This is a genomic window from Caballeronia sp. 11_S32 (assembly GCF_056930355.1).
The window spans coordinates 32990-56903 of the sequence record NZ_JBXOWH010000004.1; the positions used below are offsets into that span (position 1 = coordinate 32990).

A 23914-nucleotide genomic window follows, 5' to 3' on the forward strand; every position below is an offset into this window, starting at 1 on the left:
TTGCGTCGCGAGCCTGAAAACAAGGGAGAAAAACATGGACGACAACCTGAACTTCGATACGCTCGCCGTGCGCGCCGGAACCTTGCGCAGCGAATTCAACGAGCACGCGGAAGCGCTCTTTCTCACGTCGAGCTTCTGCTTTGCGAGCGCCGCCGAAGCCGCCGAGCGCTTCAAAAATGCCGAAGAAGCGTACACGTATTCACGTTTCACCAACCCTACCGTCACGATGTTCCAGAACCGGCTCGCCGCGCTCGAAGGCGGCGAGGCATGCATGGCGACGGCATCGGGCATGTCGGCGATATTGTCGGTCGTGATGGCGTCGATGCAGCAGGGCGATCACATCGTGAGTTCGAAGAGCCTCTTCGGCTCGACGATCGGCATGTTCACGCAGATCTTCCCGAAGTTCGGCATCACGACGACCTTTGTCGATCCGACGAATCTCGACGAATGGCAAGCAGCCGTGAAGCCGGAGACGAAGATGTTTTTCCTGGAGACGCCTTCGAACCCGCTGACGGAAATCGCGGACATCGAAGCAATCGGCAAGGTCGCGAAAGCCGCGGGCGCGATCTTCGTCGTCGATAACTGCTTTTGCAGCCCCGCTCTACAACAGCCGCTCAAGTTCGGCGCGGACGTCGTGATGCATTCGGCCACGAAGTTTCTCGATGGCCAGGGCCGTGTGCTCGGCGGTGCGCTCGTCGGTTCGAAGCGCTTCATCATGGAGACGGTGTTTCCGTTCGTGCGCAGCGCCGGTCCGACGATGTCCGCGTTCAACGCCTGGGTGCTGCTGAAGGGCATGGAGACGCTCTCGCTGCGCGTCGAGAAGCAGTCGGCGAATGCGCTGGAAATCGCGCGCTGGCTCGAAGCGCATCCGGCCGTGAATCGGGTGTTCTATCCCGGGCTCGAATCGCATCCGCAGCACGCGATTGCGAAGAAGCAGCAGAAGGCGGGCGGCGCGATCGTGTCGTTCGAGTTGAAGGGCGACACGCAGGAAGCGCAGCGTGCGAACGCATGGCGCGTGATCGATGGCACGAAGCTGTGTTCGATCACCGGCAATCTCGGCGACACACGCACGACGATCACGCATCCTTCGACGACGACGCATGGGCGCCTCGCGCCCGAAGTGCGCGAAGCAGCGGGCATACGCGAAGGGCTGATCCGCCTTGCGGTCGGTCTCGAAGATCCGTCCGATATTCGCGCCGATCTCGCGCGCGGTCTGGGCTAGAGGTCAGATGCCGCGTGCGGACCTGAAGCCGCCGTTGCGCCATTGCCCCGGCGAGATGCCGAAGCGTTTCGAGAACGCATGCGTGAACGCGCTTTGATCGGCGAAGCCGACATCGAGCGCGATATCGGTGAGCGACGCGCGCGGGTCGGCGAGCAGCGTCAACGCCGTGTCGAGCCGCAGGCGATGCAGATAGCGATGTGGCGTCTCGCCAAACGCTTCGTTGAAGAGTTGATGGAAGCGCCGCATGCCGAAGCCGCAGTGCGCGGCGAGATCGGCGATACGCAGCGGCTCGGACAGATGCAGACGCAACCATCGGTCGATGCGCGCGAAGTCGAGGCCGCGCATCATGTCGATGGCATCGTCCGTGTCGTGCATCAGCGCGCCGCACAAATGCGCGGCGGCCTGCCATGCGAAACGGTCGGTGAGGCGCGTGTCATCGATATTCACGCCGCGCGCGACATCGGCGACGGCTTGCGTGACGCGCGGATCGATCGCGATCGCGCGCGCCCGCTCGAAGTAGCGCTCGGGCACCGCGACGGAAGAGGCCGGCAGATCGAGCACGAGCTGGCGGTTGTCGCTGTCGGCCCAGTAATCGTGACGCGCGCCCGCCGGGATGATCCACGCGCCGCTGCAATCGATGCGCGCGCCGTTGCCGTCGACGGCCATTTCCATCGACCCGTCCAGACCGAGCACGATCTGATGAAAGTCGTGCACGTCCGATGCCTGAGCCGCCTCATAACGGCGCAGCGACACGGCGGGACGATGAAGCGGCGCGCTCATGCGGTCGATGCTCAGACGTCCAGCAGTTCCACTTCGAACACGAGCGTGGCGTTCGGCGGAATCACGCCGCCCGCGCCGCGCGCGCCATAGCCGAGTTGCGGCGGAATCGTGAGACGGCGCACGCCGCCCACCTTCATGCCCTGAACGCCTTCGTCCCAGCCCTTGATGACCATGCCGCCGCCCAGCACGAAGGCGAACGGGTCGTTGCGATCTTTGCTCGAATCGAATTTCTGGCCGTCCGTGAGCCAGCCCGTGTAGTGCACGCTGACGGTTTTGCCCGCGACGGCTTCGGCGCCGCTGCCAACGGTGACGTCTTCGTACTTGAGACCGGAATCGGTCGTGACAATCGACATGGTTGCTCCCTGGTTGCCCGGCCATCGACGATGGATGAGCCGGTGGTCGAAACCGTCATTGTAGAACGTCGCAGGTAAGCGAGGCGGCGCGCGGGCGCCGCCTTCATGGCGTGCTTCAGAGATGACGGCCGTGCGGACCGAAGCGCGAGCCGATGCGCGGCCCGATTTCCGGCCGCACGTTCCGGCCGATCGCCGTGCCGATCGAGGCGCCGTGCTGCGAGTCTTCCATCGCGGTGGCGGCCGCCTTGTCGCCGAGCTGCCGTTTCGCGAGCTTGAGCGCGCGCACGCGCACATAGGCCAGCGCGATCAGGGTCCACGGCGCGAGATACGCGAACTCGGGCACGGACACCATCATCATCGTCCAGGTCGCGGCGCAGCACTGACGCAGCGCCATGCCGCGCGGATCCCAGTCGAGCTTGAACGCGGGATAGAGGATCAGCGCGCTGAGGAATACCGTGCCGATGACGCCGTTATTGACGAGCAGCGTCGAGAAAAGATCGAACGAGCGGATATAGCCGAAGCCGACACCGAAGAGCTGATTGAGCGGCGCCAGATGGAGCCAGAGCCGCATCGATTCCAGGAACTGCAAGCTGCGGTCCGAGCCTGATTCGGTCTTCTGCTCGAGCTTGTCCGTCACCATCTGCTTGAAGAGATCGGCGATATAGTCCTGCAGGATATAAGCGATGATGCACAGCACGAAGACGCCGATCAGCGCCTTGATCGGATTGATGCCGAGCTTGCGGATGCGGATGAGCGAATACACCGCATAGCCGATCAGCACCGTCGACGAAGTCGTCATGAGCAGCGACAGGCCGATGATCCATACCGGCCAGCGCAGGCGCGAGGTCGCGTTGAAATACACCCAGCACGGGAAGATGGACATCGCGTACATCGAGGGCTCGCCGGTGAGCGCTTTCAAGCGCTGGATCGGAAAGCCCTTGATCTCGATCTGCTGGAACGAGCTTCCGTTCACCGTGCCGTCCGAACGCACGATGCCCTTGCCGAACTGATCGCCGAATGCTCGGTTCGAGATGAAGTCGCCCGGCTTGCCGGTCACGATGTAAAACGCCACTTCGTACATGCCGTAGAGCGCGAACAGCGTGACGGCCGCGAGAATCCACTGATCCCACGTCGGCTTGTAGTAGTTGTAGACGTAAGCCACATAGAGCACGACCGCCGCCACATAGATGGACTGCGTGAACAGCGTCTTGCGCATGACGAACGTGAACGGATCCTTGTCGTCGACGAGCTGAATCTTGCTGAAGTCGGGATCGAAGGGCGCCATCACGTCCGCAAGCTGCGTCGTGCAGAACATGATGAGCCAGACGAGGATCGCCGCGCCCACGAAATGCAGCCAGCTCTTGCGCGCGCGCCCGCCGAACAGCAGCACGAGCGGCACGGAAAGAAAGCACATCAGATAGCCGATCGTCGTGCCCTGTATCGATGGCATGACGAGAAACGACGTCACCGGCATCGCGAAGGCCCAGATTCTGTAATAGAGGTCGGTCAGCGCCGCTTTTTCTTTCATCATCGAATATCGAAACGTGCCTCAGAACGTGAAGCGCCGCGTGATGGGCACGCGGCGCGATGCATCGACGCAATGCGCGCTTCGTCGCGCGCACGGTGTCAGTTCATCGATTTGAACGTGCTCGTATAAGCCGCCGCGTAGCCGTAGCTGCGGCGATTGCTCGGACGTCGCGGGATCGCGTTGAAGACCGAGCCGACGAGCCTGCCGCCCGAGCGCTGCACCTTCTTCACGGTTTCCTCGATCTCTTCCTCGCTCTGGATGCCCGAGCGCAGCACCAGCACCGTCGAGCCCGCGTCGCTCGCGACGATCGCCGCATCGGTGACGACGAGGAACGGCGGGGTATCGACGATCACGAGGTCGAACTGGTCGCTCATGCGCGCGAGCATGTTGCGAAAGCCCGGCATCATCAGCAGCTCGGACGGGTTCTCCGGATAGCCGCCGCACGACATGAACGACAGGCCCGGCACGCCGACGTAACGGATCGCATCGCCGAGGGCCATCTCACCCTTCAGCACTTCGGCGAGACCGCCCGGATTCGACTGCTTGAAGAACGAAGCGATGTGGCCGCGCCGCATATCGCCGTCGATCAGCAGCACGCGCAAGCCGATTTCGGCAAGCAGCACCGAGAGATTCGCCGCGACGAAGCTCTTGCCCGCCGAGGGAATCGGGCCCGTCAGCATCACGATGTTGTTCGGCGCGTTGGCGAGATCGCGATACAGCTCCGTACGCACCGCGCGCAGCGCCTCGACAGCCGGATCGTGCGGATAGCGTGTCGCGAGCACGCGGGCGTCGCGATCCGTGTCGGCCACGTGCGGCATCGCGAACGCGTCGTGCTCCGGCAGATCGATGTACGGCAGCGCTTTCGGCGGCCCGTCGTTCTGCGTGCCGGAGTAGGAGAGTGGCGCGTGCTCCACCGGCGACACCGCGATCTCGTGATCGAGCATCGCCTGCTGCCGGCTGTACAGCACTTCGCCCAGCACGGGCACCGAGAGACGGCGCTCGACGAACATCGGATCGGTCACGCCGATCATCGCGTGGCGTCGCAGGAAGATGAAGAACGTGCCGAGGAAGAAGCCGAGGCCGGTGCCAGCGGCGATCACGAGCGGCTTGTTCGGCTTCACCGGACGATACGGGCGCAGCGCGTTATCGACGATATGCGCGCCGCCGCTCGTGCTCGCACGGCGCACGGAAAGCTCCTGGGCCTTGTTCACCATGCCCATGTAGATCGTCTCCGCGACGCGCGCGTCACGCGTGAGCGTCGCGTTCTGGCGCTCGGAGGAGGGCATGCTGTCGAAGCGCTGCTGAATCTGCTTGTTCGACGCCTCGAGCTCGGCGATCTGCTGGTCGAGATTGACCACCTGCGGGCTGTTGGGCTGGAAGCGCTGCAAAGCTTGCGTGCGCTGCAGCTTCAGCGTTGCGAGCTGCTGCATCGACACGATGCTGCCTTGCAGATAGGCCTGCGCTTCGGGGATCGGCTGCACCGACTGCGACTTCGCGCGGAACGCGCTCAGGTTGCCTTCGGCCGTCTTCAGATCGCGTTCGAGACGCGGCAGTTCTCCGCGGATGAATTCGAGCGTCTTCGTGTCGTTCGCCTGACGCGCCTGCACGGCGGCGGTGAGATACGCCTGGCCGAGCGCGTTGGCGACATCGGCGGTGAGCGCGGGATCGTCGGCGTTGAAGGTGATCTGCACGACGCCCGTGTCCTTCGCGGACTCGGCCACCTTCATCGTCTTCTTCATGAGCGCGATGGCGTCGAGCGTGTTGAGACGCGTCACTTCGAAGTGCATGCCCGGGCGGCCGATCACGCTGTTCACGAGAATCGAGACGCCGTTCGCCGAAGCCGGGCGACCGATCGTGCCGCGCAGGAGCATTTCGCCGTCGGGATCGCGCAGCTCGTACTGGTTGTTGTCGAGCAGAACGAAATCGAGCTTCTGGTCTTCGAGCGCGGGCGGCACATCGAGCCGGCCGATCTGCAATGCCTCGCCGCCCCAGCCGTATGAATCGAGGCCGAGCCATGCGGGCGAAAGATGGCCTTTCTTCGCGAACACTTCCGCAATCTGGCCGAGCACCGGGAACGTATTCGGCTTGACCTTCACATCGAAGTGAAACTGCTTGACGACGGGCTCGAGCACGGAGCGGCTCTGCATCACGGAGATTTCCGCGGGCGCGAGCTGATTGACCGTCGGAAGCGACTGCTGCATCTGCGACTGGCTTTGCGGCGCGATGCCGAGCGCGTTCGGATCGGGTGGATCCACGCGCACCACGACATCCGACGAATAGATGGGCTTGGCAAGGAATGCATACGCGGTCGCGAGCGCGGCCATGATCCCGACGAACAGGAAGAGAATGCCAAGGTGATCGCGCAGGAGCCTGAGCATGTCGCTCGCGGTGAATTCACCGTCGTCCTTGCCCGGGCGCGAAGGTCCGGAGTTGACATATAGGGTGTTCAAAGGCGGCGTCCTCAGTTCGATAAGTTGAGCGTTAGTGTCCGGCTGTAAAAACAGATAGCCCGCGCGGCATGTCCGCGATACGTCTAACGTGTTATTGATCCCGGCGTATTGGCCGTTGAATTTCCCAGACTAAAGGCGCGCGAGAGGCTCAAGAAAAACGAGCGAAGCGCAATGCTTCGAGTTCGCATGACGGAGCACGTCGGCTCGGCAAAGTGCGATATGTGCAGAAGCACACACCGTGCCTCGGAACCGCGCCTCGAGGATCCGGCGGATGAAACTCGCGAATCCCGTTTCGAATCGTCTGATGTCAAATGATTCGAGTCGTCTGGAAGAAATAGCGTCAAGCCTATCTTCCGGTCGCGAACTACTCGCGTCTGTTAAGTAGCGAACGTTAAATGCCCGGAAATGGCGGGTACGCCACTTGCGAGGCAGCCCTTTTGCGCGATAATCATCGGTTTCGCGCGCCCTTTATTTGTCGTACCAAACCGTTCCCTCGTGTTCCCTCGTTCATGGCATCGGGTTCGCCTTGATGAAATCCCGCACCGTATTGAAGCGTGATTTGCGCGTTTTGCCGTCATCGTGAATCACGCCATAGTTGCCATCGCCGCCGTAGCGCTGATCGTCGTATAGCTCGTACAACGTCACGTTCTGGATGTTGTAAGTCTTCGCGAGCGACACGAATCCCTTCAACGCTTCCTTGCCCGTCAGATAGCCGCCCGGGTCCTCATGATTCGGCCGCACGCCGTATTCGGTGATCCAGATCGGCTTGCCATAGCTGTCGCGCAGGCGCTCGAGCACGTTGACCTTCTTGTCGCCCGCCGCCGTGATCGAGCCCATGTTCGAATACCAGTGCCACGCGGTGATGTCCCAGTGCGGAATCGGATGGCCGCTCGTGCCGTCGGGCTGCGTGCCCGCGTACAGCATGTCGGTGAAGCCGTAATGAAGCCAGCTGAACGATGTCAGCAGGATTTTCGCGTCCGGATTGGTTTCGCGTATGCCCTTGATGAGCCCGAGGATCGAGCCGCGAGCCTTCATGAACTTCGCGTTGTCGTAGTCCGACGGATGCTCGCCGCTGCGGTCCGAGCCGAGGATCGTCCAGTTGTCGTACTCGTTGCCGACCTGATAGTACGTAACGAGGCCCTTCAGGACGCGGCCCGCGGTCTTCCCGAGCGCATAGCCGCGCTCGAAGGTCTCCTGCTCGTTCGCGCGCTTCTCCTGCTCGAAGGGCGTGACGAGCGCGAGCACGCCGATGCATTGCTTCGCCGCCGCGCGCGCGAAATCCGCGACCATGTGCGCGCTTTCTTCGTTCGACACATCCTGCGCGTAGATCGTGACACCCAGATCGCGCAGCTGTGAAATCTGCAGAGCGTGGTCGCTCATGCGATACGCGCCCCGATGCTCCAGATGCCCCGCGATGCCGTAGAAGACGCCGGTCGAGCCCTTGCCGCACGCGATCTTTGGCGTTGCGGAGCCTGCTGCGTTTGCTTTCGTGCTGGACGAACGGCTGCTGTGCCACGCATCGGACGTGCCGCTGCGCGCATAGATCAGCACCGATGCGCACAAGAGCATGCCAAAGAGTGAGACCGCAACGGCCAGGGTTCGCATCGAGGTTCGGCCCTCATGAGTGAGTCAATACGCGCGCGCTTACTTCGACTTCGCGAGCACGTCGGAAGGTTGTGGCGCTGCGTGAGCGCCTCCATTGCGCGGGCCGCACGCATGCAGCACGACGCTTTGCGCCTGCGCGTCGAACACTTCGCGCGAGAAGCGGCGCCTGAATTCGCCGGTCAACGCCGCGAGCGGAAAAGCGCGCGCGGCGAAAATGCGCTCGACGAATGCGCCGTGATCGTCCGCGGGAAAGAGCAGCGCATCGGGCAGATACGAATCGAGGCCCGACACGCGAGACACGACGATGGGACGTTCCGCGAGCACGGACTCGATCATCACGAGCGGAACGCCTTCATACGCCGACGGCAGCACGAGCGTATCGCTCGCGACGATCCACGGCAGCACATCCTCCTGCGGCCCGACGATGCGCACGCAAGCGGACAGCGCCGGGCTTGCGTCGATCATGTCCTGCAGGCGCGTCGCATCCGGACCCTCGCCGATGATCAGCACGAGCGTGCGTGCGAATGCATCGGCGTGACGCTCGATTGCCTGCATAAGAAAGTCCTGGCGCTTCTGCTGAAAGTTGAGCCGGCCGATATGCGCGATGATCGTGGTGCCGTCGTCGGGCAGACCGAGCGCGGCGCGCGCGGCCTGCTTCGTGAGCATCGAGCGGCTGAAGCGGTCGTCGACATAGTTTTCGAGGACCATGGCGCGCGCGTTGGGCGCGAGGCCGTTCAGCCTGCCGCATAGATGATCGTTCAGCGTGACGTATTCATCCGGCATGCGATACAGCACGCGCTTGACGAGCCACTTGATCTTGCCGGCGCTGCCCGGATTCATGGGCGCATCGTCCACGAGCGGCAGATAGCTCACCGACCGGGTCCGCGCATCGCGCGCGGCGAACAGCCCCGCGAGCCCGGAGACGATCGTGCCCTGCGCGATCAGCAGCTTGTCGAGCCGTAGCGTGCGCAATGTCGCTGCTGTCGCGCGGATCATGCGCCAGAGCGCAAAGACATTGCCGCGCAGCGACTCCGCGGTGAACGAAAGACCGACCGTCTTCACTTTCGGATGCGCCTCCGCCAGGTCGCGCACATAGCGATACAGCGGCTCGTTCGCCGTCGGCACGAGGATATGCAATGTCTCGATCTGCGCGCTCGCGACGACCGCGAGCATGAAGCGCTTGAGCATCTCCTCATGACCTCCGTTGACACCCGAGTCGCAATAAATTCCCAACCTCACCGGCTCCCTCCCTTGCTGCGCGCTTCTGTTCATGCTGCTGCGCGCCCTCACGCCTTGTCGATGAACTGCATGAGCAGGCGCGCGCTCTCCGTCCAGCGAAAGCGCTCGGCATGCTCGAGACCGCGGCGTTTCAGGTCCGCGCTCAGTTCAGGCGAATCCAGCAGCTCGCGCAATTTGTTCGAAATATCCTCGACCGAGTACGGGTCGCAATAAATCGATGCATCGCCGCATGTCTCCGGCAATGCGCCCGCGCGGCCGACGAGCGTCGGGCAGCCGTTGCGCATCGCTTCGAGCGGCGGAATGCCAAAGCCTTCGTAGATTGAAGGATAGAGGAAGCAAGCCGCATGCTGGTAGAGCGCTCTCAGCTTTTCATCGCTGACATAGCCCGCCTGCTTGATGTTAGGCGCACTCGACAGATCCTGCGCCTTGCCGAAGATCGCGGCATTCTTCATACCGACGATCACGAGTTCGGTCGACGGATCGTTCAGGCGCATGAACGCTTCGACGAGACGCTTGAAGTTCTTCGTAGGATTCATGCTGCTCACGGCGAGCACGTAGCGGTTCTTCGTGAGCTTGAGCTCGTCGATCACCGATGTATCCGGCGTGATGTGATCGAGATGATCGGCTGCGAGCGGCACCACGCCGATGCGCTCCGCGGGCACGCCGACATGGTGTGCGAGCCGGTCACGCGAGAATTTCGAGTTCGTCAGCACGCAGCTCGAAGTTCTCGCGAGAATCCAGAACATCACGTGATACCAGGTGCGGAATTTCCACGAGAAATGCGCCGGAGTATCGAACACCGCGGCATCGTGCATATAGATGATCTGGTTTGCGCGAAAGATCGAGCCCGAGTTCGAGAGGTTCACGATGCGCGAACGGCCCGCGAAAAGCGGCAGCACGAGCTGCTCCCAGAGCACGCCTTTGCCGAAGCCGAGCTTCACGGTGTCGACGCCTTGCACGGGATCGAGTCCGTCTTGCGGCGGGACCGCGAGCGTCACATGCGAGCCCTGCGGCAACTGCACGAGCGCCGCGACGAGTTCGCGCGCGACGCGCTGCACGCCGGTGGTTTTCTGGCTCGTGAAGCGGCCGTTATAGACGAGCTTGTTAGTGGCGAGAGATGTATCCATGTTCGGGCGTCAGAACTGTGAATCGGAACTGGTTTCATAGGAGGCGGCTTCGTCGGCGCTGAGCGGCTCGCGCGCATTCCTGCCGGAGCCGAGCTCGTACATCGAGAGCCATTGATGGAAGATCGCGTCCATCGAGAAGCGCTTGCTCGCCGATGTTCTGGCCGCGACGCCCATGCGCGCGCGCAATGCCGGGTCATCGCGCAACATCGCGAGGTACTTCGCCATATCATCGACGCTGGATGCGACGAAGCCTGTCACGCCATGCTGCACGACATCGCGATTGCCGACCACATCCGTGACGACGGCCGGAATGCCCGCGACCTGCGCTTCGATCAGTGCGATAGGCATGCCTTCCCAACGCGAAGTCTGCACATAGACATCGAGACCGGCCGTGAGTTCGAGGGCACGCTCGCGCGTGACCCAGCCACTGCATGTCACGGCGCCCTCCGGTGTCTGCGGGGGCAGCTCGGTGGCATTGCCGCCGATCCACAGAAATCGCACGGCAGTGCTGTGCAATTGCGCGGCGAGCTTCACGAACCCTTCGTGATTCTTTTGAAACGTCGCGCGTCCACTCATGCCGATGACGATCTCCCCAGCGCCTCTCTCTATGCGCGGAGGAATCTCCGGCACATCGACGCCGTTCTCGATCATGCGTGCCGTGCGCGCATGCATCCGCGTCTCGATCTCGGAGAGCTCGCTCTTCGAGCACGCGACGATGGTGCCGCCGAGGCGTGCGGCCATGCGCTCGAAGCTCAGATACACGAACTGCTTGATCGGCGAGACGTCGCGCCGCAGGAACGCGAGCCCATGCGGAGAATAGAACACGCGTGCACGCGGCGCCGCGATGCGTGCGGCGGCGCGCCCGAGGACGCCAGCCTTCGACGAGTGCAGATGGATCACCGATGGATCGCACTCTTTCAGCTTGCGGATCAGGTCCCGAAGGCCGGTCAGGTCACTCCTCATGCTCACTTCACGGACCATGTTCACGTAGGTGAGCTTTACCGCCGGATGAAAGAGCTTCGAGAAGTTGTTGGGCGTTTCCTGCCGGATCGAATGAAGGATCGTGACGCCGACGCCGGCCGCGGCTGCGCGGTTGGATAGCTGGGTCAGCATGGACAGCACACCGCCCCCAAAGGCCTCGGTGATATGGACGATCTCTTTCATATTGAACTCTTTGACTAGCGCTTTGCCGAGCGCCCGCGGCAATACGCGATAAAAGGAATGGCCTGCTCGTTATTTGTAAATGACGTAACACTTTCAAGTAGGGACGACGCGGCCCAAGATGGCAGGCGCGCCATTTTCGGAGAAACGATAAAGAGCCGGGATATGCGTGTCGCAGTACTAATCGAGCGTTGTAATACGCAGTCGAAAAATACACACGCGATCCGGCATGGCTTTGCTCGTTCCGGGCGCACGAATGCGCGGAATCCCCGGCAAGCTTGATATCAAGCTCGATTTACCTGCCGCGAGCATCCGGACCAGTCAATCCGGCCGGACTTGGCGCCCCGATGTAGGTCTGTGCGATGGTTATTGTGCGTCGCGCCGATGAGATACACAGCGGACGTAAAACCAGTTCAACCAGATTATTTGAGCTTCAAAGCTCGAGCACTTGCCTTCAGTCCGTGCTCTGGACGTCGTCAGCACGAGCCTTCTGTGCCGATGAATGCGGACAGGCCACGGTTGTTATTCCGTGGCGGAAGAATTCTGCTGAGCAATCACCGTCTCGCATATCTGCATGACGATTTGCAGATCTCTGAGCGGGATCGCGACTGACTGCATGCGCAGAACCTCGGCCTGCTCGACCAGCTTCTGCACACGCTCGATCGACGTTTCCTCTGTTTCCATTCACGGTCTCTCTTAATTAAGCACTGTTCGTATCAATAAGATATCTGCTCCAACTGCACGGGTCGGTTCGTTCCGTCACATACATATGTGCAACTTTGGAGTAGGGCGCGGGTCGAACGCTCCTGTTGCGCGTTCAAGGTGCAAGCATTTCACTCTTTTGAAGCCCGCTTTCGCGGATGAATCGACATCGAGTAAAAAAGCCGATCATTTGCTGCTTTTTTATTTCGCGCATGTCGGTCGATTTTTCAGACGATCAATTCGACCGCTTGCGATAAACCAGATTGCCTGTCCGTATAGGGCGCTCACGTGGTTCCCGAGCCCGCGCCCCCGGTGATCGGGCGCTTCAGCAGCGGCACGCCTTGCAGATGCAGCGTGAAGGCCATTGCCGCGGCCACCAACGTCTCTACGATCAACACCGTGGCTGCCGCACCCTGCTCGCCGAAGAGCTTCGCGAGCACGGCCAGCAAGCCGAAATTCAGTACCGCGGACGCGATCAGTACACGGCTGAACTGCCACTTCATGCCGAGCGGAAGCATCGTCTGAACACCGAAGAGATCAGAGAGGCCAGCCATCAACGGTACGAACGCCATCCAGCGCAACACCTCTACGGTAGGCAAGAACTTCGGTCCATACAAGAGTTTTACTGCAAGTGGTGCGCCGAAGAAGATGCACAGCGAGATCAGCGACACCAGCACGCCCTGGAACACGAACATCTTGCGCAAGAATGCAAAGGCATCTTCCTTCGCATGATGCATGAGAAAGCTCACGCGTGGATACGCCGCGGTCTTGAGAGGCTGAAGCATATTCAGTGCCGCGCGGATCAGCTTGTCGGCCGCGGCGAAATACCCGGCCGCGACATTGCCCGCGATGAACGTAAGCAGCACGATGTTGCTCGATGCATAGATGTCGACGAGCGACGTCGCGATGAACACGCTCCAGCCATCCTTCAGACGACCGAAGATGGTCTTGAACGACACACGCACGAAGTCGAGTTCGCGTCGAAAGTACAAATACGTGCAAATCGCGATACCCGATAGCAGCGGCACGAGCGCGTTGACGGCCATCGCAATATCGACATCGTCGTGCTCGCGCACGAAGAGATACATCGCAGGAATGCTGAGTGCGCGTCCGACGAATACCAGCCCGCTCAGCACGCCGAGATCCTCGATGCCCTGGAAGTACCACGTGGGGATCAGCATCGCGCCCACTGCCTGACCATAACCGATGATCAGCAAGTCGCGATTCTCTTCCAGATAAGGCACGACCGATGTGAGCGCGAGTAGCACGATGAACCCGGCGAACGCGAGCGTGGCCTGCGTGAGGATGGTCTCCCAGAACATCTGCGAACGCAGTGCGCGGTTCTCGCGATTGATCGATATCTTCGGCGTGGCCGTCAGCGAGAAGCTGTAGTTCGTGAGCGAAATGAAATAGGCGGTGAAGGCCAAGCCAAACGAAAGGCGTCCATATTCACTCGGACCGAGGACGCGCGCGAGCCACGGCAGCGTCAACAGCGGTGCGAGGTATGTGGATACCTGCAACGTCATCAGAATCGTTAAGTTCTTTCGAAATGAAGCCATTGAACGGTTTTCCCGGCTTTAGCGCAGCGTGCTCTTGATGACTATGAAGCAAGATTGCGAACCTGGCAGGTTCGCAGACGAAGGGGCCTTTGCGTGACCACGCGATACGCGAATAGTTTCGCTTGTGCGCCCGCCGACGATGCGGCGCGAGGCCAAAGAGGTCTGCGCGCCCGTGCCTTGGCCTGGCGCCGGGTGCGCGGAAGTTGAACGGAGTGCGCCGGTTCCGAACGTCGTCGACATCCGGATACGAGGCAGAGTGTAATGCAACGAACATTTAACAGGAGAAAAGCGCATTCATCAGTGGGTTTGCCCACGCAAATCATCACCTGAGCGTGGGTCGTTCGGTTGAAAACTATCCAAGTTGCTGGTAGGCCATTGCACATCCACATGGACGCCGCATGGACATTCGGTGCATCACGGCACTTGCAGCGCGATGTCGGCCTGCGCGACTTCGCCGCTGCGCGCCGCTGCATCGTTCGGCATCGCGTCGCCGCGCTCGATGACGCGCGGCGGCAGCCCGATGAACTTGCGCACCACGTTGCGCGTGATCTGATCGACGACCACGCGGCTCTGCGCTTCGGGGTCCATCAAGACGCGCGCCCAGTCGGTCGTGCCGCCGTTGAACACGAAACCTTGCTCGGGGCCGCCGTCGGGATCGGGCTGGAACACGCCCATTGCGCCCGCGCCGCCGAAATCCCATCCGGTGAGCGCAACCGTATCAGCGAGCTTGACGAAACCATTCGGCACGGGCGGCACGCCATCGACTTCATAGCCGACCAGACGATCCTTCGCGCCGAATGTCTGTCCGTTAGCGAGGCGCGTGCCCGCAAAGACCCAGTGATCGGCCTGGCGGACCGTGAAGCCGATCGCCTCGCGCTCGCGCCTTACCCATCCGCCGCGCAGGCGCTTCCACACGCCGTACTTGCCGCCGCCATAGGCATAACTGAGACCGGTGAGATCCGACTCGTCGTGCACCGGCCATTTTTCGCCGAGACGGCTCATCATCGCGTAGTCGCCTTCGATGGGCGCCGCGCCGAAATCGACCGGACGGAAGCATGTATTGCCGCTGAAGATCCCGAGGTTGCCGCCTTGTGCGATGAACCTTGCCACGCGCTCTCGCATCTCCTTCGACCAGTACTCATGATGTCCGACGCTCAACATGCAGCGATAGTTCTCGAGCTCGAGATCCGTGCCGCGATGCAGGTCGTGATCGGTATAAAAGTCGCACGCGATGCGTTCCGCGCGCAGCCAGCGGATGAACTTCGAATCCCAATGTGTGAACTGCTGGCGCGGCGAGCGCGGATCATATGGATCCGTCGGCTCGCCGAGCTGCGCGCCGAGACCGCCGCCCGGGCGCAGCAGGCTCACGGTCGTCTGCGGGGGCGTGCGATGAACCGGATCGCCGTAAAAGCAGCCGCCACCCTTCGAGTTGTACGCGTGATACGTGTTGACCGGCACGATGTACGCAATCTTCGCCGACGGCGCGCTCGGCCTCGCGATGATGAGCGCCATGCTGTCGGAGTCGGGCGGACCCGCGAAGATCGGCTTGTGCGCGGCGGCGCGGCGTCCAAGCTCCGTGAGCGGCTCGCCGTTCGCGCCGACCTCATAGGTGATCGCGACATACGCGCCTGTCGCGAGCGCATCGGTGTTCGGCCTGATCGTGATGGTGGGCCATGCCCAGTCCTCGTCGTGACGCCTGCGCACGACGCGTCCCGGCGATTGAAAAACATACTTGCCGTTCCTGAGGTCGGCATGCACGGCGCCGCCCGGATGCACGGTTATCCCGCAAGTGCTCGTCAATGTCTCGTCATCGCCTTGATGGTAGAGCGCGACCGAAAAGCGGGACCCTGGCTGCACCGCGAGCTCGAACGGCTCGCCGGCGGTGAAGCCGGGCCTCATTGGATACGTCTGCATGCTGAACGCGCCTCATGATGTTCTTATTCATTGTTGACTCCTGCAGGCGAGCCGCCGCGCAAACTTCCCGGGGAATGCGCGCGCGATGCTGCCGCGGGCGGACGCAGCTCGAGGCCGAGCGCGCGCTTGACCATGCGCTTGGCCTGGAACCAGCGGCGATCGACGACGATCCTTCTGTGAAAACGCAGCTCCTTCGGCGTGTCGTTGCGATGCGCGGCGAAGTCGCGATAGTGCGCGGCCGTTGCCTCGATCGTTCTCATCGACTCGGCGAACGCGCGGGCATCGACGCGCGCGGCCTGATGGCACGCATACGAAAAGACCTTGTGGAACATCGCGAGCCAGAAGGGATCGAGCGGCCCGCCGTTGCAACGCTCCATGGTTTCTTCGGCGCAAGTCGCGAGCGACGTCACCGTGTACGGCGTCGCCTTCGTGGTGATGCTGCCCGCGCGCCGGCGATAGAAGTAGAGATCGTCGGCGAGACGGTAGAGTGACTTCGCGCGCGCATAGACGAGCGGAATCGCGGCGGCGTCTTCGTAGACGCGGCCCGACGGAAACTCGATGCCGTCCCAGAGATCGCGCCTGTAGACGCGCGCGACCGGAAACACCTGGTACACGCGTGCGAAATCGAGCAGCGCGTCGAGGTTGCAAGGACGGTGCCCTTGCGTGTCGGGATCGATCAGCGTGACCTTGTCGATGACCTTGCCCGTCGAATTGATGATGCCCACGTTGAACTCGATGATGTCGGCCGCGCTTGCGTCGAGCAGCGGCATGATTTTCGTGGTGAAGTCCGCCGACCAGACGTCGTCGGAATCGAGAAAGCCGATATAGGGCGATGTCGCTTCGGCGATCGCCCGATTGCGCGCGGCCGAGACGCCGCGGTTCTCCTGATGGATGACGCGGATCGTGCGGCCGCGCTCGCTGCGCTGCACGTCGAGGATGCGTTCGAGCGTGCGGTCGGTCGAGCCGTCATCGATGACGATGAGCTCGATTTCGTCGGAGCGCGGTTGCGAAAGCGCGGAGTCCAGCGACGCGGCGATGTATTGCTCCACGTTGTACGCAGGGATGATCACCGATAGCAATGTCCTGGGGTTGCCGTTGCGGACGCGTGTCATAGTGCTCGTTCACCGGTTAGAGTTTGAATTGAAAGCCACCGTTGGCCGAGGCTGTTCATGCGTTCCGGATATCCAATGCGATGAACTCCAGACTGAAATGCTATAGATAGCCCTATTCCTGAAATGTTCGACTACGCGCATAAATACCTGAACTCCGCGTATTTTCCCGGCCATGCAAGGAGATATCGGTGTCAAGAGAAAAATAAAATCGGTGACGCGCGCTCCTTTGAAAATCTTCATTGCGACGGAAAAGGCGCGGGCCCGCGTCCGGCCTGGCTGTCGAGCAATTCGGATTCCCGATGCGGTGTATCATCTGTAAAAAACGTAACGAGAGTTAAATAGTCGTGAAGCGGCTGAATATTCAGAAATCGAATTAATAGCATTCCGATATTTTCTTAAAGCTGCAAGCCGGTGAAAATGGCTTGCATTCAGGAACGGATTAAATCGCGCTCAGCGTGGCTTTTTGGGTTGCATGCGGAAGGAAATCCGATGCGCCGGAAAGGGGTGGCGCGCACGCCGCTTGCTACTAGCGGCGCGGACGGGAGACGGTGCACCATGCTGCCGCATGCGCGTCAGGCGCTCACATATAATGAGTCGCGAGGGTTCATCCGCCAGACGCAGTGCAGGCAGCACATCCGCTTTCCGCGACATCAACCGCAACACTGTTACACGCAAGGACCCATAACCGTGACAACGTCTTTTTCCAGTGCGGTCGAGCCCGAAGGCGACAAGTCCTTCGATGCGGCCGTGGCAGGAAACGACGGCGTGCTGGTGCTCGACGCCGCTCAGCGCTGCCTCTCGGCCGATGCCGTCTTGGCTCATCTCTTCGATCTCGATCCCGCCGCGCTCAATGGCCGCGCGCTCGCCGATACCCCGTTGCCGCGGCCGCTCGCCGCCGTGCTCGCCGAAGCCGCCGATGCCGCGCTCGCAGGCAACGGCACGCGCCGCGCGCACGTGACTATCGGTGAGGACGATGCGACGCGCGCCTTCTCGATCATCGCGCTGCCGGGTGCGGATTGCGTCACGCTGATCGTGTCGCCATCGGCGGCATCGGACGCCAGTGACGACGCCGCCGACCGCGTCGCGCATCTGCGTGCCGAGGCAGCGCTCTTCATGCGCGATCACGTGCTCTCGGTCGTGTCGCACGATCTGCGCGGCCCGCTGAACGCGATCCATAGCTGGGGCTATGTGCTCGAACGCAAGGTCGACGCCAACGATCCCGCCGCGCAGCGGGCGCTCGCGGGCATTCGCTCGGGCGTCGAGCAGCAGGTGAAGCTGATCGAGCAATCCGTCGATACGACGCGCGCCGAAACCAAGACGCTGTCGGTCGCGCTCGCGCCGGTCGCGCTACGTCCGCTGCTCGCGCGGAGCGCAGCGCTCGCGCGCGTCAGTGTCGCGCGTGCTCGCGGCGTGACGATCGAGATCGACTCGCCGCTCACGGAAGAGCAGGTGGAAGGCAATGCCGAACGTCTGTTGCAGGCGCTCTGGCTCATGCTCGCATTCGCCGCGGAGGCGAGCCCGGCGGGGTCGGTGGTGCACGCGTCGAGCAATATCGAAGGCAGCATGTGGCGCACCGACGTGCGCTTCACCGCATCGGCCGATGCGCTCAACGATACGGCGTCGCCGCATGTGCTCGAAGCGTTCGCGCGACGTCAGGCGCTGGAACCGCGGGAAGGCGGGCGCATCGCGTGGGGCCTCGCGCTGTGCAAGCGCGTGTCGGAGGCGCATGGCGGCGGCTTCGAGCAGACCGATATTGCCGATCGCGCCGAAGTTACGCTGTCGGTGCGCGTGCCGGTCGCGGGAATGTAATTTGACTTTCGATTTCCTGTCGCCTCTATACTGACGCTTTCCATTTCCGAAGAGAGTTGCTTTGGCTCAGGTTGTCGCGCTGATCGGCGCATTGTTGCTCGTCGCGTTGAACGGTTTCTTCGTCGCGGCGGAGTTCGGGCTCGTCAAGCTGCGGCCCACGCGCGTCAAGGCGATCGCGCGCACCAACGGCCTGCCGGGCCGTCTGCTCGCGAAGGTGCACGGGCAGCTCGATGCCTATCTTTCCGCGTGCCAGCTCGGGATCACGCTGGCATCGCTCGGGCTTGGCTGGATCGGCGAGCCGGCGTTCGCCACGTTGCTGCATCCGCTCTTCACGCTCTTCGGCGTGGAATCCGAGAAGCTGATCGACTCGATCTCGCTCTTCTTCGCGTTCTCGGTCATTTCGTTCCTGCATATCGTGGTCGGCGAACTGGCGCCGAAGTCGTGGGCCATCCGCCGCGCGGAGCAGGTGGGCCTGTGGCTCGCCACGCCGCTCTACGGCTTTTACTGGCTGATGTATCCGTTCATCTGGGTGCTGAACTCGAGCGCGAACTTCGTGCTGCGGCTCTTCGGCATGTCGGGGGACCATGGCCACGACGCGCATTACTCCACCGATGAGCTCAAGCTGATCCTGCGCGCCCGTCGCCACGGCGGCGGATCTTCATACAACGAGGACGAGTGGAACACCATCGCGCATTCGCTGGATTTCAGCCACATGACCGTGTCGGACCTGATGCGTCCGGCGCACGAGCTGGTCGGCCTGCGCAATGATTTGCCGATGCGCGACAACCTCGCCGTGATCTCGCGGCATCGCTTCTCGCGCTATCCGCTGTTCGCCGACGCATCGGGCGAGCGCGTGATCGGCATGATCCATCTGAAAGACCTGCTGCTCGCGGGCGATGGCGGCGGGCGCGGTTTCAACTTCAGCATCTCGAAGGATGCCGCGGGGAAGATCGACAAGCTTTCGCGGCATGTGCGGCCGGTGCAGTATGTGGCGCCGAATCTGTCGGCGCTCGAATTATTCCGACGCTTTCGCAAGGGCGCGCCGCATCTGGCAATCGTCGGGCGCAAGGGCGCGAAGCCCATCGGTTTCATCACGCTCGATAACCTGCTTGGCGCGCTCGTCGGGCAGATTCACGACGAGTTCCGTCAGGGCGATGCCGACTGGTCGCGTATGGACGACGGCACGTTGATGGGCAAGGGGAGCTTGCCGGTTGTCTCGCTGGAGCGCGCGCTCGGGATCGATATCGATGAAGGGCGAGCGGAGTCGGTGGGCGGACTCGTCATCAATGCGCTCGGGGATCTGCCCAGCGAAGGGCAGCGCGTCGAATTCGATCGGTTCGATATCGTGGTCAAGAAGATGAAGGGGCCCAGGATTGTTCTGGTGCGGGTTTATCCCCGGGAAGAGGCGCTCGAAGAGGCGGAATGAACTTTTTGTTCTGCTTCCAGCCGATCAAGCGCGACGCGCGCGCGGTGCGTGAATGCGTGCTCAAGGGCATCTACCGAAATGGCCGGCAAGTCCCCGCGAACGCCACGTCTATCACGGCATCGACCGCGCGAGCGATCAATCATAGTGTGGCATCAGGACGCAAAGTTACTCAGAATGTCTGATTAATTGCATTCAATGCAATCAAAGAGTCGAACAGGAAATTCTGCGTGCGCAGGCAACTCTTATCGTAGATGTGAGTCGGCACGCGCATCAATTGAGCATCGTGAAGCGACGTCGCCGCACACAACACGCGGTATTCGGAATCGCTAATCGCCCAGTCGCCGTCGGCTTCCGCACGATCGAATACATGAGTGAGTGTTTCTCTTGCATCGAAAAAAATGTCTTCCTGATGCGAGTCGCGTTCTTCCTTGCTAATGAAATATCCGATAAGCGCTGTTCGTAACAACAATCCGGCCTGATCCATTGCGCCGGCACCATGGCGCAGCGCTGCGAGCGCGAGATGATGTTCCAGCGCAAGTGCATTAGCTCGCGCACGTGTCATAGGAAGCAGCATCGCGCGTGTCAACGGTATTCGGCGATGGCGCTGCGGAGATGAACCCTTTTGCCCAGATATCGGTTTCGTGCCCATATCATGACGCCGACACGCGCGAAACGGCGACTCGAGAGAGGACAACTCGGGCAGTGCCGCTACGGGCGATACCAAGGGCTACGGCGGCTCCGTAAGAGAGATCGATAATCCTGTGACGTGCGAAGGGTCCGCGATCGTTGATACGAACAAGCACCGGCTGACGCGTTCCCGCAACCGTCACCTGTACCCAGGAACCTAAGGGCAGCGTTCCGTGAGCCGCGGTCATGGCCTTCATGTCAAAGCGCTCCCCACTCGCGGTTCGATGCCCTTGAAATTTTCTCCCATACCAAGAGGCGATCCCCGATTGCCTGAAATCAACCAATGCTTTACGAGTTTCGATATCAGCCGGAATTGACGCTGGCGTGACGGACTCAAGCGGCGGAGATTGCGTTACCTCGCCGGCGGTAGATTCTGTCGAGCCATCCATTTGATCACTTCGATCTACGATTTTTTTATTAGGCGAGGTCGCGCATCCTGCAATTAGAAGCGCGGAAGCGAGAATTCCCGGACGACGGAGACGACGGCGTATCATCAAACGAGTTCTTAACTATTTTTGACTAGTCAATGCAAACGTGCGTCAAGTTACGACGCACAGTCTGAGAGATAGGGAACAGGATCGACGGGTTGTCGATCTTTACGGAGTTCGAACAGCAGCGATGGCTGCTGGCCGGAAGCCGCGCCCATGAGAGCAATTGGTTGCCCCTTTTTAATGTCGTTGCCTTCCTTGACGAGCACCGTCTGGTTATAGCCGTACGCGGTTATATAGTGGTCGTTGTGCTTCACGATCACGAGCAGGCCGTATCCGTTGATTCGATTGCCGGTGTAAACAACCCTCCCGCTCTCGGCAGCACGAACTGTGTCACCTGTCTCGCCTGCAATCGTGATCGCTTTTGCGCCGCTCTCTCCAAAGCGAGAAACGACACGGCCTTTGACTGGCCATGTCAGCATGCTTGAGTCGCATGTCGTCGCGCTTACTGCTTTCTGAGCGGGAGAAGGCAAGCCGCCGATTTCGGCTGATGGGGGGCCTACGCGCAAGACATCGCCTTGTCTTAAAGGGGCATTCACTGCACGCGCATTCCAGTTGGCAACCTCCGTCGCATCATGACCAAACGCGGCCGAAATCGACGCAAGGGTATCTCCCTCTGTCACGCGGTAGAAACCCGCGCCGGGAGCGGCCTCGGCCCTTGCCGTTCCAAGCGGTGACTCTTGCTGTGCTTGCGGTTGAGACGAGCTCGCGCACCCCGAAACCAGAACGCTTATTGCGACAATTGATCCAACTAACGCGAGTTGCGATCGCGGCCGAGTGATATCGATCATCGGCGGGTCTCCGGTAAATTGAGTGAATGTGTAACTTATGTTTGGCAAATCTTGATCGTCAGCCGGAAGTCAAATATCCGTAGCCCGAACGATTGATTCGAGTTTGCGCGCACGGCGCACTTTAAACGAACGGAATACGAGAGCGGGAGGTCGGCGCTCAGCAAATTCCGCTTCCAACGCATGATTTTTCAATGCTTCACAAAAATCATCAGCTTTCCATCAATTCTGAAGTGAAGTGATAGGCATATAAACCAAGCGCAAGATATTTCATCTATGCCGCACTTCGTCCGAGGCCATCTCTTGAGCATAGAGATGCAGCAAGAAAAATATTCGGTAATATAGTTCGCGGCACTTTTTTACTTCTTCGTCGAGAAGTACGCGGTTGTGCGATTGCTGCACTCAACTAAGTGTGCCTTCTGCGGCGAAGCGATCGGGATACAAAGAAATTCAGCCGCTTGGCTGCTGTGAAGTGAGCCTCCCAGTATGGGTTGTCGAGATCTTCCAAGCGCACCCGCGCGCCAGTTGAAGGCGCATGTATGAACTGGCCATGACCGAGATAGAGCCCGACATGCGAGAAGCGATGTCCGAGCGTGTCGAAGAAAACAAGATCACCCACACGCAACTGTTCTCTTTCCACGGGATGCCCAACACTCGCCTGACTGGTGGCAGTGCGTCCGACCCGTACTCCTATTGCAGTGCGCAAAACGTATTGGACAAATCCGCTGCAATCGAATCCGCTCGTGGGCGAATTTCCTCCATATCGGTAACGCACTCCGACCAGACTCAGCGCCTTTTTCGGGAGCCGTGTCATGTTCGTAGGAACTGCTTGGACGTCGCCAGACGCGTCTGAAGACACGCGCACATCTGCACCGGTCATACCGGACGATATGTCCGCATGGGCCGGCAAAGTTGCGAGCAGCGAAGAAAAAATCAGTGCCGTGGCGGTACCGATTCTGGCAGCCGTGGTAACACAGAAAGGGGAGTCTAGTCGCACGTAGCAAAACCAAACGAGCGACATAACCACGAATGGTACGAATCGTCGCCATTCGAGCATGGATGCTATATCGAGTTCGACACAGGCCTATCGATGCTTTGGATAACCGCTGATGATGGGACGTGGTTGAAGCGATTTCACAATCGCCCAACCACGCCGGACCGATGCCCGCTTAAGCGCCGCCGTGGCGGAGAGTCAGGCAGTCCGTCGAATTAATGGCGTCCACTCGAGCGCCAATTACGGCTTGACCGCCGATGCAGCGCTGACATGCGCAGCTTGCGTCGAGTCAGCATTGGTCGAACCGCTGGTGTTCTGATTCGCGGTGTCCTCTGCCTTCTTTGTATCGTGCTTGACGTGCTTGACGTGCTTGACGTGCTTGACGTGCTTGACGTGCTTGACGTGCTTAACGTGCTTCTTATGCTTCTTATGCTTGTGTTGACGTACCGGCGCGTCAGCATTGTCATCGGCGACCGAGTTGGTCGAAGCGAATTGCTCGCGGACGTTGTTCGCGACATCGGCCTTCACCGCTTCCGTGACCTGCGCAACCGCCACTTGCGCGACTTGCTGCTTGACGGCCTGCGTCACTTGCGCCGTTGCAGCCTGAGCGACCTGGTCCTTCGCTGCCTGCACGATTTGCGCCGTAGCGGCTTGAGCCACTTGGTCCTTGACCGCGTTGGTCAATTCAACTGCCTGATTAACCTGCGCGTATGCACCGAAAGAGAACAGGGCGATAAGGGTGCTACGATAAAACGCTTTTTCATTTAATAGATCCCGCGAACTTAGATAATCGCGCCGACTCCACTGGCCGGCGTGCGCAAAGAACGCACCTTGAGCGCTATCCGTTGGCGAGGGCGACGGACTAATGTCTTCATTTAACAGATTGTGATGGCTATTTGCAAAGGCGACACGCGTTGCTTTAACTTCCTGCAGAAGGAGTCCAATTACGAATATGCGGAACATAGATTTT

General features: G+C 60.9%; 21 protein-coding genes. 4 read left to right on the plus strand and 17 right to left on the minus strand.

Annotation, left to right across the window (positions count from 1 at the left end; genetic code table 11):
* Positions 1-34 precede the first annotated feature (34 nt).
* Positions 35-1222 (plus strand): O-succinylhomoserine sulfhydrylase, encoded by a 1188-nt coding sequence (locus AC1Z32_RS26240; protein ID WP_483481772.1) that lies wholly within the window; start codon positions 35-37, stop codon positions 1220-1222.
* A gap of 3 nt (positions 1223-1225) precedes the next feature.
* On the opposite strand, the gene AC1Z32_RS26245 is transcribed toward AC1Z32_RS26240, so the two are convergent.
* The 12 genes from AC1Z32_RS26245 to AC1Z32_RS26300 form a co-directional block, all read right to left on the minus strand.
* The gene (locus tag AC1Z32_RS26245) at positions 1226-2017 is read right to left on the minus strand and encodes an AraC family transcriptional regulator (protein ID WP_483483315.1); all 792 of its coding nucleotides are present in this window, start codon (positions 2015-2017) and stop codon (positions 1226-1228) included.
* Positions 2014-2355 (minus strand): FKBP-type peptidyl-prolyl cis-trans isomerase, encoded by a 342-nt coding sequence (locus AC1Z32_RS26250; protein WP_062610392.1) that lies wholly within the window; start codon positions 2353-2355, stop codon positions 2014-2016. Before AC1Z32_RS26250 ends, AC1Z32_RS26245 begins: the two co-directional genes overlap by 4 nt.
* Positions 2356-2470: 115 nt before the next feature.
* Entirely contained in the window at positions 2471-3886 is a 1416-nt protein-coding gene (locus AC1Z32_RS26255) for a hypothetical protein (protein WP_483481773.1), read from the minus strand.
* A 95-nt stretch (positions 3887-3981) separates the two neighbouring features.
* Positions 3982-6333 carry a polysaccharide biosynthesis tyrosine autokinase gene (locus AC1Z32_RS26260; RefSeq protein ID WP_483481774.1) on the minus strand — a complete coding sequence of 784 codons (2352 nt, stop codon included), beginning with the start codon at positions 6331-6333 and terminating at the stop codon, positions 3982-3984.
* Between the two features lie 507 nt (positions 6334-6840).
* On the minus strand, positions 6841-7938 hold the full coding sequence (locus AC1Z32_RS26265; RefSeq protein WP_483481775.1) for a glycosyl hydrolase: 1098 nt from the start codon (positions 7936-7938) through the stop codon (positions 6841-6843).
* A gap of 39 nt (positions 7939-7977) precedes the next feature.
* Positions 7978-9126, minus strand: a complete 1149-nt coding sequence (locus AC1Z32_RS26270) for a glycosyltransferase (protein WP_483481776.1) — start codon at positions 9124-9126, stop codon at positions 7978-7980.
* A 98-nt stretch (positions 9127-9224) separates the two neighbouring features.
* A complete protein-coding gene (locus AC1Z32_RS26275; protein WP_483481777.1) occupies positions 9225-10304 on the minus strand; it encodes a glycosyltransferase family 4 protein in 1080 nt (359 codons plus the stop codon).
* Between the two features lie 9 nt (positions 10305-10313).
* Positions 10314-11468, minus strand: coding sequence for a glycosyltransferase (locus tag AC1Z32_RS26280; protein ID WP_483481778.1), 1155 nt, complete (start codon positions 11466-11468; stop codon positions 10314-10316).
* Positions 11469-11987: 519 nt separating this feature from the next.
* On the minus strand, positions 11988-12149 hold the full coding sequence (locus tag AC1Z32_RS26285) for a hypothetical protein (RefSeq protein WP_157697677.1): 162 nt from the start codon (positions 12147-12149) through the stop codon (positions 11988-11990).
* 302 nt (positions 12150-12451) lie between these two features.
* Positions 12452-13726, minus strand: a complete 1275-nt coding sequence (locus AC1Z32_RS26290; protein ID WP_483481779.1) for a flippase — start codon at positions 13724-13726, stop codon at positions 12452-12454.
* 414 nt (positions 13727-14140) lie between these two features.
* Positions 14141-15640: a N,N-dimethylformamidase beta subunit family domain-containing protein gene (locus tag AC1Z32_RS26295; protein WP_483481780.1), complete on the minus strand. Its 1500-nt coding sequence runs from the start codon at positions 15638-15640 to the stop codon at positions 14141-14143.
* Positions 15641-15663: 23 nt separating this feature from the next.
* Positions 15664-16752, minus strand: a complete 1089-nt coding sequence (locus AC1Z32_RS26300) for a glycosyltransferase family 2 protein (protein WP_483481781.1) — start codon at positions 16750-16752, stop codon at positions 15664-15666.
* Positions 16753-17439: 687 nt separating this feature from the next.
* Between AC1Z32_RS26300 and AC1Z32_RS26305 the strand changes: the two genes are divergently transcribed.
* The 3 genes from AC1Z32_RS26305 to AC1Z32_RS26315 all read left to right on the plus strand — a co-directional run bounded on the left by AC1Z32_RS26305 (position 17440) and on the right by AC1Z32_RS26315 (position 20169).
* Entirely contained in the window at positions 17440-18561 is a 1122-nt protein-coding gene (locus AC1Z32_RS26305) for a sensor histidine kinase (protein ID WP_483481782.1), read from the plus strand.
* A 61-nt stretch (positions 18562-18622) separates the two neighbouring features.
* Positions 18623-19987 (plus strand): hemolysin family protein, encoded by a 1365-nt coding sequence (locus AC1Z32_RS26310; protein ID WP_483481783.1) that lies wholly within the window; start codon positions 18623-18625, stop codon positions 19985-19987.
* Positions 19984-20169 carry a hypothetical protein gene (locus AC1Z32_RS26315; RefSeq protein WP_483481784.1) on the plus strand — a complete coding sequence of 62 codons (186 nt, stop codon included), beginning with the start codon at positions 19984-19986 and terminating at the stop codon, positions 20167-20169. The genes AC1Z32_RS26310 and AC1Z32_RS26315 overlap by 4 nt, the downstream gene beginning before the upstream one ends.
* Here AC1Z32_RS26315 and AC1Z32_RS26320 read toward each other — a convergent pair.
* From AC1Z32_RS26320 to AC1Z32_RS26340, 5 genes are all read right to left on the minus strand, one after another.
* Positions 20157-20636, minus strand: coding sequence for a hypothetical protein (locus AC1Z32_RS26320; RefSeq protein ID WP_483481785.1), 480 nt, complete (start codon positions 20634-20636; stop codon positions 20157-20159). The genes AC1Z32_RS26315 and AC1Z32_RS26320 overlap by 13 nt on opposite strands.
* Position 20637: 1 nt before the next feature.
* Positions 20638-21168 carry a septal ring lytic transglycosylase RlpA family protein gene (locus tag AC1Z32_RS26325; protein WP_483481786.1) on the minus strand — a complete coding sequence of 177 codons (531 nt, stop codon included), beginning with the start codon at positions 21166-21168 and terminating at the stop codon, positions 20638-20640.
* Between the two features lie 50 nt (positions 21169-21218).
* Positions 21219-21953 (minus strand): peptidoglycan DD-metalloendopeptidase family protein, encoded by a 735-nt coding sequence (locus AC1Z32_RS26330; protein ID WP_483481787.1) that lies wholly within the window; start codon positions 21951-21953, stop codon positions 21219-21221.
* A 403-nt stretch (positions 21954-22356) separates the two neighbouring features.
* Positions 22357-23007, minus strand: a complete 651-nt coding sequence (locus tag AC1Z32_RS26335; RefSeq protein WP_483481788.1) for a C40 family peptidase — start codon at positions 23005-23007, stop codon at positions 22357-22359.
* 177 nt (positions 23008-23184) lie between these two features.
* Positions 23185-23907, minus strand: a complete 723-nt coding sequence (locus AC1Z32_RS26340; RefSeq protein WP_483483388.1) for a hypothetical protein — start codon at positions 23905-23907, stop codon at positions 23185-23187.
* Positions 23908-23914: the final 7 nt, after the last annotated feature.